Annotated in this window: 25 protein-coding genes; all 25 read right to left on the minus strand. The window is 56.6% G+C overall.

From position 1 onward, the window contains the following. Nucleotides 1-56: 56 nt before the first annotated feature. The gene (gene rpsM / locus QRN85_RS13935; protein ID WP_062589344.1) at nt 57-425 is read right to left on the minus strand and encodes a 30S ribosomal protein S13; all 369 of its coding nucleotides are present in this window, start codon (nt 423-425) and stop codon (nt 57-59) included. 224 nt (nt 426-649) lie between these two features. Next, nucleotides 650-1,264, minus strand: a complete 615-nt coding sequence (locus QRN85_RS13940) for an adenylate kinase (protein ID WP_284758775.1) — start codon at nt 1,262-1,264, stop codon at nt 650-652. Further along, nucleotides 1,261-2,601: a preprotein translocase subunit SecY gene (gene secY, locus QRN85_RS13945; RefSeq protein ID WP_062589342.1), complete on the minus strand. Its 1,341-nt coding sequence runs from the start codon at nt 2,599-2,601 to the stop codon at nt 1,261-1,263. The genes QRN85_RS13940 and secY overlap by 4 nt, the downstream gene beginning before the upstream one ends. A gap of 314 nt (nt 2,602-2,915) precedes the next feature. After that, entirely contained in the window at nt 2,916-3,395 is a 480-nt protein-coding gene (gene rplO / locus QRN85_RS13950) for a 50S ribosomal protein L15 (RefSeq protein WP_062589341.1), read from the minus strand. A gap of 16 nt (nt 3,396-3,411) precedes the next feature. Then, nucleotides 3,412-3,618 (minus strand): 50S ribosomal protein L30, encoded by a 207-nt coding sequence (gene rpmD, locus QRN85_RS13955; RefSeq protein ID WP_045230765.1) that lies wholly within the window; start codon nt 3,616-3,618, stop codon nt 3,412-3,414. Between the two features lie 11 nt (nt 3,619-3,629). Then, entirely contained in the window at nt 3,630-4,199 is a 570-nt protein-coding gene (gene rpsE, locus QRN85_RS13960) for a 30S ribosomal protein S5 (RefSeq protein WP_062589340.1), read from the minus strand. Nucleotides 4,200-4,319: 120 nt separating this feature from the next. Continuing rightward, entirely contained in the window at nt 4,320-4,682 is a 363-nt protein-coding gene (gene rplR / locus QRN85_RS13965) for a 50S ribosomal protein L18 (RefSeq protein WP_062589339.1), read from the minus strand. 12 nt (nt 4,683-4,694) lie between these two features. Continuing rightward, nucleotides 4,695-5,228: a 50S ribosomal protein L6 gene (gene rplF / locus QRN85_RS13970; protein ID WP_062589338.1), complete on the minus strand. Its 534-nt coding sequence runs from the start codon at nt 5,226-5,228 to the stop codon at nt 4,695-4,697. A 42-nt stretch (nt 5,229-5,270) separates the two neighbouring features. Continuing rightward, entirely contained in the window at nt 5,271-5,669 is a 399-nt protein-coding gene (rpsH, locus tag QRN85_RS13975) for a 30S ribosomal protein S8 (RefSeq protein WP_062589337.1), read from the minus strand. 12 nt (nt 5,670-5,681) lie between these two features. Next, nucleotides 5,682-5,987 (minus strand): 30S ribosomal protein S14, encoded by a 306-nt coding sequence (gene rpsN, locus QRN85_RS13980; RefSeq protein WP_042618523.1) that lies wholly within the window; start codon nt 5,985-5,987, stop codon nt 5,682-5,684. 33 nt (nt 5,988-6,020) lie between these two features. Further along, nucleotides 6,021-6,578 (minus strand): 50S ribosomal protein L5, encoded by a 558-nt coding sequence (rplE, locus tag QRN85_RS13985; protein WP_062589336.1) that lies wholly within the window; start codon nt 6,576-6,578, stop codon nt 6,021-6,023. Beyond that, nucleotides 6,571-6,879, minus strand: a complete 309-nt coding sequence (gene rplX / locus QRN85_RS13990) for a 50S ribosomal protein L24 (RefSeq protein WP_062589335.1) — start codon at nt 6,877-6,879, stop codon at nt 6,571-6,573. The genes rplE and rplX overlap by 8 nt, the downstream gene beginning before the upstream one ends. A gap of 12 nt (nt 6,880-6,891) precedes the next feature. Continuing rightward, on the minus strand, nt 6,892-7,260 hold the full coding sequence (rplN, locus tag QRN85_RS13995) for a 50S ribosomal protein L14 (RefSeq protein WP_003495199.1): 369 nt from the start codon (nt 7,258-7,260) through the stop codon (nt 6,892-6,894). Nucleotides 7,261-7,492: 232 nt separating this feature from the next. Continuing rightward, nucleotides 7,493-7,729: a 30S ribosomal protein S17 gene (rpsQ, locus tag QRN85_RS14000; protein ID WP_062451325.1), complete on the minus strand. Its 237-nt coding sequence runs from the start codon at nt 7,727-7,729 to the stop codon at nt 7,493-7,495. A 12-nt stretch (nt 7,730-7,741) separates the two neighbouring features. Next, the gene (gene rpmC, locus QRN85_RS14005; protein WP_042618527.1) at nt 7,742-7,942 is read right to left on the minus strand and encodes a 50S ribosomal protein L29; all 201 of its coding nucleotides are present in this window, start codon (nt 7,940-7,942) and stop codon (nt 7,742-7,744) included. A 12-nt stretch (nt 7,943-7,954) separates the two neighbouring features. Further along, the gene (gene rplP, locus QRN85_RS14010; RefSeq protein ID WP_042618528.1) at nt 7,955-8,368 is read right to left on the minus strand and encodes a 50S ribosomal protein L16; all 414 of its coding nucleotides are present in this window, start codon (nt 8,366-8,368) and stop codon (nt 7,955-7,957) included. A gap of 38 nt (nt 8,369-8,406) precedes the next feature. Continuing rightward, on the minus strand, nt 8,407-9,138 hold the full coding sequence (rpsC, locus tag QRN85_RS14015) for a 30S ribosomal protein S3 (protein WP_062589334.1): 732 nt from the start codon (nt 9,136-9,138) through the stop codon (nt 8,407-8,409). Then, nucleotides 9,138-9,527, minus strand: a complete 390-nt coding sequence (gene rplV, locus QRN85_RS14020) for a 50S ribosomal protein L22 (RefSeq protein ID WP_037172087.1) — start codon at nt 9,525-9,527, stop codon at nt 9,138-9,140. Before rplV ends, rpsC begins: the two co-directional genes overlap by 1 nt. Before the next feature lie 2 nt (nt 9,528-9,529). Beyond that, nucleotides 9,530-9,808: a 30S ribosomal protein S19 gene (gene rpsS, locus QRN85_RS14025; RefSeq protein WP_045230774.1), complete on the minus strand. Its 279-nt coding sequence runs from the start codon at nt 9,806-9,808 to the stop codon at nt 9,530-9,532. Nucleotides 9,809-9,823: 15 nt separating this feature from the next. Next, a complete protein-coding gene (gene rplB, locus QRN85_RS14030; protein ID WP_062589333.1) occupies nt 9,824-10,660 on the minus strand; it encodes a 50S ribosomal protein L2 in 837 nt (278 codons plus the stop codon). Nucleotides 10,661-10,704: 44 nt separating this feature from the next. Beyond that, nucleotides 10,705-10,998 carry a 50S ribosomal protein L23 gene (locus QRN85_RS14035; RefSeq protein WP_062589332.1) on the minus strand — a complete coding sequence of 98 codons (294 nt, stop codon included), beginning with the start codon at nt 10,996-10,998 and terminating at the stop codon, nt 10,705-10,707. After that, on the minus strand, nt 10,995-11,615 hold the full coding sequence (gene rplD / locus QRN85_RS14040) for a 50S ribosomal protein L4 (protein ID WP_062451320.1): 621 nt from the start codon (nt 11,613-11,615) through the stop codon (nt 10,995-10,997). The genes QRN85_RS14035 and rplD overlap by 4 nt, the downstream gene beginning before the upstream one ends. Nucleotides 11,616-11,628: 13 nt before the next feature. Continuing rightward, nucleotides 11,629-12,270 carry a 50S ribosomal protein L3 gene (gene rplC, locus QRN85_RS14045; RefSeq protein ID WP_112964912.1) on the minus strand — a complete coding sequence of 214 codons (642 nt, stop codon included), beginning with the start codon at nt 12,268-12,270 and terminating at the stop codon, nt 11,629-11,631. A 170-nt stretch (nt 12,271-12,440) separates the two neighbouring features. Next, complete coding sequence (gene rpsJ, locus QRN85_RS14050; RefSeq protein WP_003507767.1) at nt 12,441-12,749, minus strand: 30S ribosomal protein S10; 309 nt, start codon at nt 12,747-12,749, stop codon at nt 12,441-12,443. 358 nt (nt 12,750-13,107) lie between these two features. Beyond that, on the minus strand, nt 13,108-13,223 hold a 116-nt coding region (locus tag QRN85_RS14055), incomplete at its 5' end, for an EF-Tu C-terminal domain-related protein (protein ID WP_502870783.1).

Genomic DNA, 13,223 nt, shown 5'->3' on the forward strand with positions numbered 1-13,223 from the left:
AACTCAGAAAGGCTGGTGCGGCCTGCACCAGCCTCCCCTTCCGGAAGACCGGAAAATTACTTCTTCTTACCAGCGATTGCCTTCGCCGGACCCTTACGGGTGCGGGCGTTGGTGTGCGTGCGCTGACCGCGGACCGGAAGGCCACGACGATGACGCAGGCCACGGTAGCAACCGAGGTCCATCAGGCGCTTGATGTTCATCGCGGTTTCGCGACGAAGATCACCCTCGACGCGATAGTCGCGGTCGATGGTTTCGCGGATCTGAAGGACTTCGGCATCCGTCAGCTGATGAACGCGCTTTTCAGCCGGAAGACCGACCTTTTCCATGATTTCCTGCGCGAATTTCGGACCGATCCCGTGAATATAGGTCAAAGCGATAACAACGCGCTTAGCCGTCGGGATGTTGACGCCAGCGATACGTGCCACGTCTATTCTCCTTGCGTTCCAGTTGCCATCCGGCAAGTGGTGCTTTCATTTGAGCGGCACGATTTTGCCGCCAGTTCAAATTCCTGTTCGTCACAAGTCAAAACGACCGAACCCGGACTTTCCTTCCCTAAAGGAAAATCCGCGCCAGTCGCTTGGGTTGTCGCGAGTTGGCGCGGTGTTTAACGGAATCGGTTCAAAAAAGCAACCGGCTCCGCCAAGATTCTTTAGATACGCGCGGCTGAAGCAGATGATCCCGCATCTTTTTCAAGCACAGCCTCGATAGCGGCCGTCACGTCATCGACGTCAGCCATGCCATCAAGCACCACGAGCTCTCCCTGCTCCTGGTAGTAGGCGGACAAGGGTGCCGTCTTCTCACGGTACTCAGAGAGCCGCTTACGGAACGATTCGGGGTTATCGTCGGAACGCACGGTTCCACCTGCGGCAATCGTTTCTGCCACACGGTTTTCGATTCGGCGTATCAGCGCTTCCTGATCGACCTTCAATTCAATGACGGCATCCAGAACGAAATCCTTCTGCCGAAGGTTTTCGGAGAGCGCCTTTGCCTGTGGAACGGTGCGCGGATAACCATCCAGGATGAACCCATTGGCACAGTCCGCCTGCTCGACCCTTTCGGAAACGATCTGGTTGACGATGTCATCCGACACGAGACCGCCGGAGTCCATGACTTCCTTGGCACGCTTACCGATTTCAGAACCGGCACTCACGGCAGCACGGAGCATGTCGCCCGTGGAAAGCTGTGGGATACCGTATTTGTCTGTCAGACGCTTCGCCTGGGTCCCCTTGCCGGCCCCAGGTGGTCCCAAAAATATCAGTCTCATCGTCCCCTCTTTCCTCCACGCAGTTTCGATTTCTTGATGAGCCCCTCATACTGCTGGGCAATCAAGTGACCCTGAATCTGTGCCACTGTATCTAGCGTTACACTGACAACGATCAAAAGCGAAGTACCACCAAGGGCTAATGGGATGCCTGTACGGGCGATAAGCGTCTCAGGAAGGATACAGACGAAGACCAGGTAGATCGCACCCACGACCGTGATACGGGTCAGGACGTAATCGATATACTCCGCTGTCCGCTCACCTGGGCGAATGCCCGGGATGAAGCCGCCATGTTTCTTGAGATTGTCTGCCGTATCCTTCGGATTGAATACGATAGCTGTATAGAAGAATGCGAAGAACGCGATGAGCAAGCCGTAGAACAGCATGAACAGAGGCTGGCCGTGCTGCAGCGACGCAATGACCGTCGTTGCCCATGTCGGCAGTTTCGTGCTGTCGGTAAAGCCCGCAGCCGTTGCTGGCAGCAAAAGCAGCGATGACGCAAAGATTGCCGGAATGACGCCCGCCGTGTTGAGCTTCAGCGGAAGATGCGAGGTATCGCCCTGGAACATCCGGTTACCGACCTGACGCTTCGGATACTGGATCAGCAGGCGCCGCTGCGCTCTCTCGACGAAGACGATGAGCGCGATGACACCGATGCAGACAACGAGTACCGTCAACATCAATGGCGTGGACAGCGATCCTGTCTTGCCGAGATCAAGAGTACGCGCCAATGCGCCAGGAAGGCCCGCTGCAATGCCGGCGAAGATGATCAGAGAAATGCCATTGCCGATGCCGCGTGACGTGATCTGCTCGCCAAGCCACATCAGGAACATGGTGCCGCCGAGAAGAGTGATGACGGTGGAGACACGGAAGAACCAGCCTGGATCGATAACGAGCCCTGCCCCGCTCTCAAGACCGGCAGCAATGCCGTAGGCCTGAAGCGTACCGAGCAGAACCGTGCCGTAGCGCGTGTACTGGTTGATGATCTTGCGGCCTGCTTCGCCTTCCTTCTTCAACGCTTCGAGCGAGGGCACGACCGACGTCATGAGCTGCACGATAATCGAAGCGGAAATGTAGGGCATGATGCCGAGAGCGAAGATCGCCATACGCTCGACAGCGCCACCTGCAAACATGTTGAAAAGGCCGAGAATACCGTTGGCCTGGCCCTGGAATGCCTGTGCATAGGCTTCCGGGTTCAGACCGGGAAGCGGGATATGCGTGCCAAGACGGTAAACGAGAAGTGCGGCAAGGGTAAACCAGAGTCGCTTTTTCAGATCTTCAGCTTTCGCGAAGGTCGAAAAGTTCAGGTTTGAGGCCAGTTGTTCCGCTGCTGAAGCCATAAATTTCTCCGCATGACCCTTGTCCAGCGGCACGGAAACCGGCAATTCCGGAAAAGGTCGTAAAGATACTGGTTCAAAAACCGGGCTTCGGACGGATCACGGCTCTAACGCCGAAATCATGCCTCACCCTGTTTTCGTTCGTTCGCTCCACATTCAACTGAATGCTTCGGAACTGTGAGGCTCTCCCCGCAACATTCACACATTGCTTGAGAGTATCCGCATAAGACATTCTAATCGATTAGGATTCAAAAACTTATGCGACTGTAGAACATGAAAGCCCGGAGTGAAACACCCCGGGCGTTCGTCATCTTATATTACTCTGCGGCTTCGGCTGCAACAACCAGAAGCTTGATGGAACCACCAGACTTCTCGATCTTTTCAACAGCAGGCTTGGAAGCGCCAGCAACTTCGAAGGAAACCTTCGTCGTCAACTCGCCGTCAGCCAGGATACGAACGCCATCCTTCGGACGACGGATCACGCCAGCGGCCTTCAGAGCTGCTGCGTCGATCGTTGCCTTGGCGTCGAGCTTGCCAGCATCGATGGCGGCCTGAACGCGACCGAGAGAAACGGTGACGAATTCAGATGCGAAGATGTTGTTGAAGCCGCGCTTTGGCAGACGACGGTAGATTGGCATCTGGCCGCCTTCGAAGCCGTTGATGGCAACGCCCGAACGAGCCTTCTGACCCTTGACGCCGCGACCACCGGTCTTGCCCTTGCCGGAACCGATACCGCGACCTACGCGGATGCGGTTCTTCGTCGAGCCTTCGTTGTCTTTAATTTCATTGAGTTTCATGATGACTTCCTCCGTCTCACTTCTCGTCTACGACGCGAACGAGATGCTGGACAGCACGGATCATGCCGCGAACAGCTGGAGTGTCTTCCAGAGTGCGCTGACGGTGCATCTTGTTGAGACCCAGGCCGATCAGCGTCTGGCGCTGAACCGCAGGGCGGCGAATTGGGCTGCCGATCTGTTCGACCGTAACAGTCGTCTTGGCTTCAGTAGTCTTCTTGGCCATGATACTGCTCCTTATTCTTCAGTCGCGTTGCCGGAAGCGGCGCGGCGGGACTGAAGGGTCGCATACTTGAGACCACGCTGTGCAGCGATGTCCTTCGGATGAACCTGGTGCTTCAGAGCGTCGAAAGTTGCGCGAACCATGTTGTATGGGTTCGAGGAACCGGTCGACTTTGCAACAACGTCATGAACGCCGAGCGTTTCGAAAACAGCGCGCATCGGACCACCAGCGATGATACCGGTACCAGCCTTGGCCGAGCGCAGCAGAACCTTGCCAGCGCCGTGACGACCGTTGACATCGTGATGCAGCGTGCGGCCATCGCGAAGCGGAACGAAAATCAGATCGCGCTTTGCGCTTTCAGTTGCCTTGCGGATCGCTTCAGGAACTTCACGAGCCTTGCCGTGACCGAAGCCAACGCGACCCTTCTGGTCGCCGACAACGACGAGAGCAGCAAAACCGAAACGACGGCCGCCCTTCACAACTTTGGCAACGCGGTTGATCGCGACCAGCTTGTCGACGAACTCGCTATCGCGCTCTTCACGGTTCTGGCGGTCGTCGCGAGAACCTCTTTTTTCTTGTGCCATTGTCCTTTTCCTTTTTCTTTTACGGGTGGAACGGCAAACGAAAAGACCATCGGCTTCATTTCTGAAACCCGCATGGTCCGGTGAAACCTGCCCGGACAAGGCCCGGGCAGGAAATGATGATTAGAAGTTCAGACCGCCTTCGCGGGCTGCTTCAGCCAGAGCCTTGATGCGGCCGTGGTAGATGAAAGCGCCGCGGTCGAATACGACATCCTTGATACCAGCCTTGCTGGCGCGCTCTGCAACGAGCTTGCCAACAACGGCAGCCGCTGCAACGTCCGCACCCGTCTTCAAGGACGAGCGCAGATCAGCCTCGAGCGTGGAGGCAGACGCAAGGGTCTTTCCAGCCACATCATCGATGACCTGAACGTAGATGTTCTTCGACGAGCGATGAACCGACAGGCGCGGGCGACCGTTGGCAACCGCCTTGATCTGGCGGCGCACGCGGTTCGCGCGACGTGCAAGTGCTTCTTTCCTGCTAGCCATTTCGCGTGATCCTTACTTCTTCTTGCCTTCTTTGCGGATGATCCGTTCTTCAGCGTACTTGACGCCTTTGCCCTTGTAGGGCTCGGGACCACGGTATTCGCGGATTTCCGCGGCAACCTGACCGACCTGCTGCTTGTTGATACCCGAAACAATGATTTCCGTTGGCTTCGGAACGGCAATGGTGATGCCTTCCGGAGTCTGGTAAATCACGTCGTGGCTGAAACCGAGTGCCAGCTGCAGGTTCTTGCCCTGCATGGCCGCACGATAACCAACGCCGTTGATTTCGAGCTTGCGTTCGTAACCGTCCTTGACACCCTTGAAGATGTTCTCGACCATCGTGCGGGACATGCCCCACTTGGAACGAGCTTCCTTGGAGTCGTTGGCTGGCGTTACGGAAACCGCGTTTTCTTCCAGTTTAACCTGGACTTCGTCATTGGCGACGAAGAACAGTTCACCCTTAGGACCCTTGGCAGTAATCTTCTGGCCGTCGACAGTGGCCGTCACACCTGCAGGAACCTGAACGGGCTTTTTACCGATACGAGACATATTTCTATCCTGTCTGTCCGTTAAGGAGATCCCTGCTCAGTCTTAGAAGACCGAGCAAAGAACCTCGCCACCAACGTTCTGTTCGCGAGCCTGATGATCGGCCATAACACCCTTCGGAGTCGAAAGAATGCTAATGCCGAGGCCGTTCGCGACCTGCGGAATGGACTTGACCGAGACATAAACCCGGCGGCCCGGCTTGGAAACGCGGCCGATCTCACGGATCACGGACGCGCCTTCGTAGTACTTCAGTTCGATGGTGAGCTCGGACTTGCCGTTCTCGAAATCGACCTTGGAATAACCGCGAATGTAGCCTTCAGCCTGCAGCACGTCGAGAACGCGTGCGCGAAGGCTGGATGCTGGCGTGTTGACCGACGACTTGCGACGGGCAGCACCATTGCGGATTCGGGTGAGCATATCACCCAACGGATCAGTCATTGTCATGTGCCCGTCTCCTTACCAGCTCGACTTGACAATACCCGGCACCTTGCCGGAGTTGCCCAACTCGCGAAGCGCAATACGCGACATTCCGAGTTTGCGGTAGAACGCGCGCGGACGGCCCGTTACTTCGCAGCGGTTGCGGATACGCGTCTTCGAGCCGTCACGCGGCAGCGAAGCGAGCTTCAGAGTTGCCTGGAACCGCTCTTCGATCGGAAGGGACTGGTTCATGACAATTGCCTTCAGGGCGGCACGCTTGCCGGCCTGCGAGGCCACTGTCTTGCGGCGGCGCTTGTTCTTTTCAACTGCGCTTGTTTTCGCCATATCGGAGTTCCTTTTCTACGCTCGTCGTTACGGTTATTGACGGAACGGGAAGTTGAACTCTGTCAAAAGAGCCCGTGCTTCGTCGTCCGAAGTCGCCGTCGTGCAAACGATGATGTCCATGCCCCACATCTGATCAACCTTATCGTAGTTGATCTCAGGGAACACAATGTGCTCCTTGATGCCCATGGCGAAGTTGCCACGGCCGTCAAAGCTCTTGGGGTTCAGGCCCCGGAAGTCGCGAACGCGCGGAAGCGCGATGTTGACCAGACGATCAAGGAATTCGTACATGCGGGCGCCACGAAGAGTAACCTTCGCACCGATCGGCATGCCTTCGCGAACCTTGAAGCCCGCGATGGAATTGCGAGCCTTGGTTACAACCGGCTTCTGACCTGCGATAGCAGCCAGATCGCCTGCAGCAACCGTTGGCTTCTTCGAATCAGCGGTCGCCTCACCAACGCCCATGTTGATGACGATCTTGTCCAGCTTGGGGATCATCATAACGTTGGCGTAGGAGAACTTCTCCTGCATTGCGCCACGAATACGGGAAACGTATTCAGTCTTGAGACGCGGCTCGTACTTGGACTCAGCCATCGATCACTTCTCCCGAACGCTTGGCCACGCGGACCTTCTTGCCGTCAACAACCTTGAAACCAACGCGAGTTGGCTTGCCATCCTTATCGGCGATGGCGAGGTTGGAAATGTGCAAGGAAGCTTCCTTGTTGATGATGCCGGCTTCCTGGCTCTGGGTCTGGCGCTGGTGACGCTTCACCATGTTCACGCCACTCACGATAGCCCGGTCTTCTTTCGGCAAAACCTGTTTTACTTCGCCGGTACGGCCCTTGTCCTTACCGGTCAATACGACAACCTTGTCGCCTTTGCGGATCTTCTGCATCGCTATCGCTCCTTACAGTACTTCTGGAGCCAGCGAGATGATCTTCATGTGGTTCTTAGCGCGAAGTTCGCGTGGAACCGGTCCGAAGATACGGGTGCCGATCGGCTCTTTCTTGTTGTCGATAAGAACGGCTGCGTTGTTATCGAAACGGATGACGCTGCCGTCAGCGCGGCGGATGTCCTTGGCGGTACGAACAACGACCGCCTTCATCACGTCGCCCTTTTTGACGCGGCCGCGCGGAATGGCTTCCTTGATAGAAACGACGATAATGTCGCCAACGGAAGCATACTTACGCTTCGAGCCGCCCAGCACCTTGATGCACATGACACGACGTGCGCCGGAATTATCCGCCACGTCGAGGTTTGTTTGCATCTGAATCATGTCAGGTCGCCTTCTTGTTGTTACCGGACCGGTTGGGCGAGTCTATGAGACCGCCCCCTGCTCCAGCTTATGGAATGTCTCTGTTTTCGCGCGGAATAATCGTGACAGGGTGGTTTCCTAACGGACCTTCCGTGCGCATCAAAGCAAAAGAACGCCCGTGAACGAGCGTCCTTGCGCTGCTTCATACAGACTTTCGCGCATATAGCAAGTGCTGCGCGAAAATCAGTTGAAATTATGCCTGGGCGGAAACGACCGTCCAGCGCTTATCCTTGGAAATCGGTGCGCATTCCTCGATGGAAACGACATCGCCGATCTTGTATTGGTTGTTTTCGTCGTGCGCCTTGTACTTCTTCGAACGGCGAACGGTCTTCTGAAGCAGCGGGTGAGCGAATCGGCGCTCGACACGGACTACGACAGTCTTCTCGTTCTTGTCGGACACAACGACGCCCTGCAGAATGCGTTTAGGCATATTATTCTTCCTTTAGGCCTTGGCTTCTGCCGCCTTCTGGCGGGCAATGGTTTTCACGCGGGCGATGTCCTTACGAACTTCGTCGATGCGCGAGGACTTTTCCAACTGGCCGGTTGCCTTCTGGAAGCGCAGGTTGAACTGCTCCTTCTTCAGGTCGGCGAGCTTGTCCTTGAGCTGATCGGCGCTGAGGCCGCGAACGTCTTCGGCTTTCATGGTGCCTGCTCCTTACTCTGCGATGCGCTGAACGAAGCGCGTCTTAACCGAGAGCTTGGCAGCGCCGAGACGGAGCGCCTCGCGGGCGATCTCCTCGGAAACACCGTCGATCTCGAACATCATACGACCGGGCTTGACCTTGCATGCCCAGTATTCAACAGAACCCTTGCCCTTACCCATACGGACTTCGGTCGGCTTCGCCGTAACCGGAGTGTCTGGGAATACGCGGATCCACACACGACCAGCGCGCTTCATGTAACGCGTGATCGCGCGGCGGGCCGCCTCGATCTCGCGCGCGTTCACGCGGTTCGGTTCCTGCGACTTCAAGCCGAATTCACCGAATGCCAGGTCAAAGCCGCCCTTGGCCACACCCTTGATGCGACCCTTAAACTGCTTACGGTACTTAGTACGCTTTGGCTGCAACATTTTCTAACTTCTCCGAGCTTATCTTTCGCCAGCGTCAATCAAGCGTTTTCGCGGCGACGGTCGCCACGATCGCCGCGCTCGCGGCTTGCCGGACCCTGTGCATCGCCTTCGAGCGCACGACGCTCCGAAGCCATCGGATCGTGCTCAAGGATTTCGCCCTTGAAGATCCAGACCTTGATGCCGCAGATGCCGAATGCGGTTTCGGCTTCAGCCGTACCGTAATCGATGTCCGCACGCAGGGTATGCAAAGGAACGCGACCTTCGCGGTACCATTCGGTACGAGCGATTTCAGCGCCGCCAAGACGGCCACCGCAGGTGATCTTGATGCCTTCGGCGCCAAGACGCAGTGCGGACTGAACAGCGCGCTTCATTGCACGGCGGAATGCCACGCGGCGCTCAAGCTGCTGAGCGATCGACTGTGCAACAAGCGTTGCGTCGATTTCAGGCTTGCGCACTTCAACGATGTTGAGGTGCGTTTCAGAAGCAGTCATCTCGGAAATCTTCTTGCGAAGCTTCTCGATGTCTGCACCCTTCTTGCCGATGATCAGACCCGGACGAGCCGAGTGAATGGTCACGCGGCACTTCTTGTGCGGACGCTCGATGATAACCTTAGCGATGCCAGCCTGCTTCAATTCCTTGATCAGGTAAGCGCGGATAGCAAGGTCTTCGTGCAGCAGCTTGCCGTATTCGGCAGTGTCCGCATACCAGCGGCTGTCCCACGTACGGTTAATGCCGAGGCGGAAGCCGATTGGATTAATTTTCTGACCCATTATGCGGCCTCCCCTTTTTCTTCCACTTCACGAACAACGATCGTCAAGTGAGAGAACGGCTTTTCGATACGCGATGCACGACCACGGCCACGAGCGTGGAAACGCTTCATGGTGATGGACTTGCCGACATAGGCCTCGGCGACGACAAGAGCGTCGACGTCGAGGTCATGGTTGTTTTCGGCGTTCGCAATAGCCGATTCCAGCGTCTTCTTGACGGTGGAAGCGATACGCTTGCGGGAGAACTCGAGCTCGGCGAGAGCGCGATCAACCTTCTTGCCACGGATAAGAGCGGCAACCAGGTTCAGTTTCTGGGGGCTGACGCGGAGCGTACGGGCAATGGCCTGAGCCTCATTGTCCTTCAGCCGGCGTTCGGTCTTAGCCTTCGCCATGATTACTTCCTCTTTGCCTTCTTGTCCGCACCATGACCGTAATAGGTCCGGGTCGGAGAGAATTCACCGAACTTGTGTCCGACCATGTCTTCGTTGACCGAGACGGGCACATGCTTGCTGCCGTTGTAGACGCCGAATGTCAGACCAACGAACTGCGGCAGGATCGTGGAGCGACGGCTCCAGATCTTGATCACTTCATTGCGTCCGCCTTCGCGCACCTTCTCAGCCTTAGTGAGAAGATAGCCGTCAACAAACGGACCTTTCCATACTGAACGAGCCACTTGAGACTTCCTCTCTTACTTCTTGCGCTGATGGCGCGAACGCATGATGAACTTGTCGGTCGACTTGTTCGAGCGGGTGCGCTTGCCCTTGGTAGGCTTACCCCAAGGGGTAACCGGGTGGCGACCACCCGACGTGCGACCTTCACCACCACCGTGAGGGTGGTCAACCGGGTTCATCACGACGCCGCGAACGTGTGGACGCTTACCGCGCCAGCGCGAACGACCGGCTTTACCGTCGTTGATGTTGCCATGATCGGCGTTAGAGACAGCGCCGATGGATGCAAGGCAGGAGCCATGAACCAGACGCTGCTCACCGGAGTTCAAGCGAAGGATCGCCATCCCGGCATCGCGGCCAACGAGCTGAACATAGGTACCGGCGGAGCGAGCGATCTGACCGCCCTTGCCCGGCTTCATCTCGACGTTGTGGATGATCGAGCCGACTGGAATGTACTGAAGCGGCATTGTGTTGCCTGGCTTCACGTCCACTGCCTTGTCGGAGGCGATCACCTTGTCACCAGCAGCGAGACGCTGTGGCGCGAGAATGTAAGCCTGTTCTCCGTCCGTGTATGTCACGAGCGCGATGAATGCGGTGCGGTTAGGGTCATATTCCAGACGCTCGACCGTACCTTCAACGTCGAACTTACGACGCTTGAAGTCAACCAGACGGTAGGTCCGCTTGTGACCGCCGCCCTGAAAACGAACGGTGATCCGGCCCTGGTTGTTACGGCCACCCTTCGAGCTGAGGCCCTCTGTAAGAGCCTTTACCGGCTTGCCCTTGTAGAGCGAAGCGCGGTCCACGATAACCAGCTGACGCTGGCTTGGCGTGGTCGGATTGAAACTTTTCAATGCCATTTTACTTGTTCCCTTTTGGGTCTTTGCCCGCTTGGGCCTAACCTTTAGAGTCCGGTGGACACGTCGATGGATTGACCTTCGGCGAGCGTGACGACGGCTTTCTTGACGTCCTTACGCTTACCGGCGAACCCACGGAAACGACGGGTCTTACCCTTACGGATAAGCGTGTTCACTGCCGTGACCTTGACGCCGAAGAGTGCTTCGATTGCAGCCTTGATTTCAGGCTTCGAAGCGTCCTTGGCGACGTTGAATACGACCTGGTTCTGTTCGGATACCAGCGTCGACTTTTCCGTGATCGAAGGAGATACGATCACATCGTAGTGGCGAAGATCCGTCATTTGAACCGCTCCTCCAGAGCCTCTACAGCAGCCTTGGAAAGCACCAGCTTGCCACGGCGCAGGATGTCGTAAACATTGATGCCCTGAATCGGCAGAACGTCCACGTTTGGAATGTTCTGAGCTGCGAGCTTGAAGTTGCCATCAAGTTCAGCGCCACCGATAACGAGAGCGTTGGTCAGGCCAAGCGTAGCAAAATTGCCCAGCAGAGCCTTTGTCTTTGCATCGCTGGCAACGAGCTGATCGACGATGATCAGGTCTTCTGCCTTGAGCTTTGCAGAGAGTGCGTGACGCAGAGCAAGCGCACGAACCTTCTTTGGAAGGTCATGAGCGTGGCTGCGAACGACTGGGCCATGAGCCTTGCCGCCGCCGCGGAACTGCGGTGCGCGAGCCGAATGGTGACGAGCGCGGCCCGTACCCTTCTGCTTGTACATCTTTGCACCCGTGCGGGAAACTTCCGAACGGTTCTTGGACTTGTGCGTTCCCTGCTGCTTCTTGGCGAGCTGGTAACGAACCATGCGGGCCAGGATATCCTGGCGTGGGTCGAGGCCGAAAATTTCGTCCGACAGGGATACCTTGCCGGCGTCTTTTCCCTCGAGGGTTTTGACGTTCAATTCCATTGCTGAGGCTCCCTTACTTCGCTGCCGACTTAACGGCGTCGCGGACGATGATCCAGGAACCCTTGGAACCGGGAACGGCGCCCTTCACGAGGATCAGACCACGACCTTCATCGGTCGAGACCACTTCCAGGTTCTGGGTGGTGACGCGTGTCTGGCCCATGTGACCGGCCATGCGCTTGCCCTTCCAGACCTTGCCCGGATCCTGGTTCGAACCAGTCGAACCATGTGCACGGTGCGAGATCGAGTTACCATGCGAAGCGCGACCACCACCGAAGTTGTGGCGCTTCATGGAACCGGCGAAGCCCTTACCGATCGTGGTGCCGGTAACGTCTACCAGCTGGCCTGCCTGGAAATGATCTGCGGTCAGTGTTGCACCGACGTCGATGAGGTTCTCGGGGGAAACCCGGAACTCGACGAGCTTTGCTTTCGGCTCGACGCTGGCGGCAGCGAAATGACCGCGGAGCGCCTTCGACGTGTTCTTGACCTTGGACTGGCCTGCACCGAGCTGAACTGCGGTGTAGCCATTCTTGTCTTCCGTGCGCTGTGAAACAACCTGAAGGTTGTCCAAACGCAATACTGTTACTGGGATATGCTCCCCGGCGTCGTTATAGACGCGGGTCATACCCACTTTCTGTGCAATCACACCTGAACGCATTGGTTCAATCCTCTTGCGAGCCTTGAAGGGAAAACCCTCTCTGGCCTTTGTTAAGGAGTTCCCTTCGACATCTCACGATGTTTCCGGTCTCCGGATTGGAAGACGTTGGATTACTCCACGTACCTTCCTTGTTATATCGGCCCTTACTTTCGCAAGGTCAGGCCGAGGTCTTAGAGCTTGATTTCCACGTCAACGCCAGCAGCGAGGTCGAGCTTCATAAGGGCATCGACAGTCTGCGGGGTTGGGTCAACGATATCGAGAAGACGCTTGTGCGTCCGCATTTCGAACTGCTCACGGCTCTTCTTGTCAACGTGGGGAGAGCGGTTGACAGTAAACTTTTCGATGCGGGTAGGCAGCGGAACCGGGCCGCGAACGCTGGCGCCGGTGCGCTTGGCGGTCGACACGATTTCACGGGTAGAGGCATCGAGGATCCGGTGATCAAACGCCTTGAGGCGGATACGGATATTCTGGCCGTTCATTCGTCTTGTCCTTGTTCTTTGTTATTGATTTCCGCACGCGGAAATACATGAACCTAGTTGATCGTGGCGCCGCAGATTTTCAAAAATCAAGAGGAGTGCTTAGGCGCACCCCAATCATTTCGGTAGTCTGTATTGCTGAACCGCCGAACCGCGCAATGACTTGCGAATCCGGCATCTAACTGTGAGTGCGCGTTTACGCGCTTTCACTGCATTTTTCAAGCACTAAAAGTGCAACGCCATGACGCTTTTTCTCAAACGTCCAATGGCGGTGCTTTTCACACCGCCATTGTCCAGAATTATCCCGCCGGGATATTGCCCGGCGTTGTCTGCGACGATGCCGAGGCACCGTCAGCCAACATTACTCGACGATCGAGGCAACGATGCCAGCGCCGACGGTACGGCCGCCTTCGCGGATAGCGAAGCGCAGCTTTTCTTCCATCGCGATTGGAACGATCAGCTCAACAGCAACGGTAA

The sequence above is a fragment of the Agrobacterium sp. fls2-241-TYG-188a genome, assembly GCF_030209845.1.

Bases quoted from the DNA above. Each gene is read 5' to 3' on its own strand.
- rplV (WP_037172087.1), bottom strand. From the start codon at position 9,527: ATGGCGAAGGCTAAGACCGAACGCCGGCTGAAGGACAATGAGGCTCAG.
- rplB (WP_062589333.1), bottom strand. From the start codon at position 10,660: ATGGCATTGAAAAGTTTCAATCCGACCACGCCAAGCCAGCGTCAGCTG.
- rplX (WP_062589335.1), bottom strand. From the start codon at position 6,879: ATGCAGAAGATCCGCAAAGGCGACAAGGTTGTCGTATTGACCGGTAAG.
- QRN85_RS13940 (WP_284758775.1), bottom strand. From the start codon at position 1,264: ATGAGACTGATATTTTTGGGACCACCTGGGGCCGGCAAGGGGACCCAG.
- rplP (WP_042618528.1), bottom strand. From the start codon at position 8,368: ATGTTGCAGCCAAAGCGTACTAAGTACCGTAAGCAGTTTAAGGGTCGC.
- rplN (WP_003495199.1), bottom strand. From the start codon at position 7,260: ATGATTCAGATGCAAACAAACCTCGACGTGGCGGATAATTCCGGCGCA.
- rpmC (WP_042618527.1), bottom strand. From the start codon at position 7,942: ATGAAAGCCGAAGACGTTCGCGGCCTCAGCGCCGATCAGCTCAAGGAC.
- rpsC (WP_062589334.1), bottom strand. From the start codon at position 9,138: ATGGGTCAGAAAATTAATCCAATCGGCTTCCGCCTCGGCATTAACCGT.
- rpsE (WP_062589340.1), bottom strand. From the start codon at position 4,199: ATGGCACAAGAAAAAAGAGGTTCTCGCGACGACCGCCAGAACCGTGAA.
- rpsJ (WP_003507767.1), bottom strand. From the start codon at position 12,749: ATGAACGGCCAGAATATCCGTATCCGCCTCAAGGCGTTTGATCACCGG.
- rplF (WP_062589338.1), bottom strand. From the start codon at position 5,228: ATGTCTCGTATCGGTAAAAAGCCCGTTCAGGTTCCTGCAGGTGTGACG.
- rplR (WP_062589339.1), bottom strand. From the start codon at position 4,682: ATGGCTAGCAGGAAAGAAGCACTTGCACGTCGCGCGAACCGCGTGCGC.
- rpmD (WP_045230765.1), bottom strand. From the start codon at position 3,618: ATGGCCAAGAAGACTACTGAAGCCAAGACGACTGTTACGGTCGAACAG.
- rpsQ (WP_062451325.1), bottom strand. From the start codon at position 7,729: ATGCCTAAACGCATTCTGCAGGGCGTCGTTGTGTCCGACAAGAACGAG.
- QRN85_RS14035 (WP_062589332.1), bottom strand. From the start codon at position 10,998: ATGACGGATCTTCGCCACTACGATGTGATCGTATCTCCTTCGATCACG.
- rplO (WP_062589341.1), bottom strand. From the start codon at position 3,395: ATGAAACTCAATGAAATTAAAGACAACGAAGGCTCGACGAAGAACCGC.
- secY (WP_062589342.1), bottom strand. From the start codon at position 2,601: ATGGCTTCAGCAGCGGAACAACTGGCCTCAAACCTGAACTTTTCGACC.
- rpsN (WP_042618523.1), bottom strand. From the start codon at position 5,987: ATGGCGAAAACAAGCGCAGTTGAAAAGAACAAGCGCCGCCGCAAGACA.
- rplE (WP_062589336.1), bottom strand. From the start codon at position 6,578: ATGGCTGAGTCCAAGTACGAGCCGCGTCTCAAGACTGAATACGTTTCC.
- rplD (WP_062451320.1), bottom strand. From the start codon at position 11,615: ATGGAATTGAACGTCAAAACCCTCGAGGGAAAAGACGCCGGCAAGGTA.
- rpsH (WP_062589337.1), bottom strand. From the start codon at position 5,669: ATGACAATGACTGATCCGTTGGGTGATATGCTCACCCGAATCCGCAAT.
- rplC (WP_112964912.1), bottom strand. From the start codon at position 12,270: ATGCGTTCAGGTGTGATTGCACAGAAAGTGGGTATGACCCGCGTCTAT.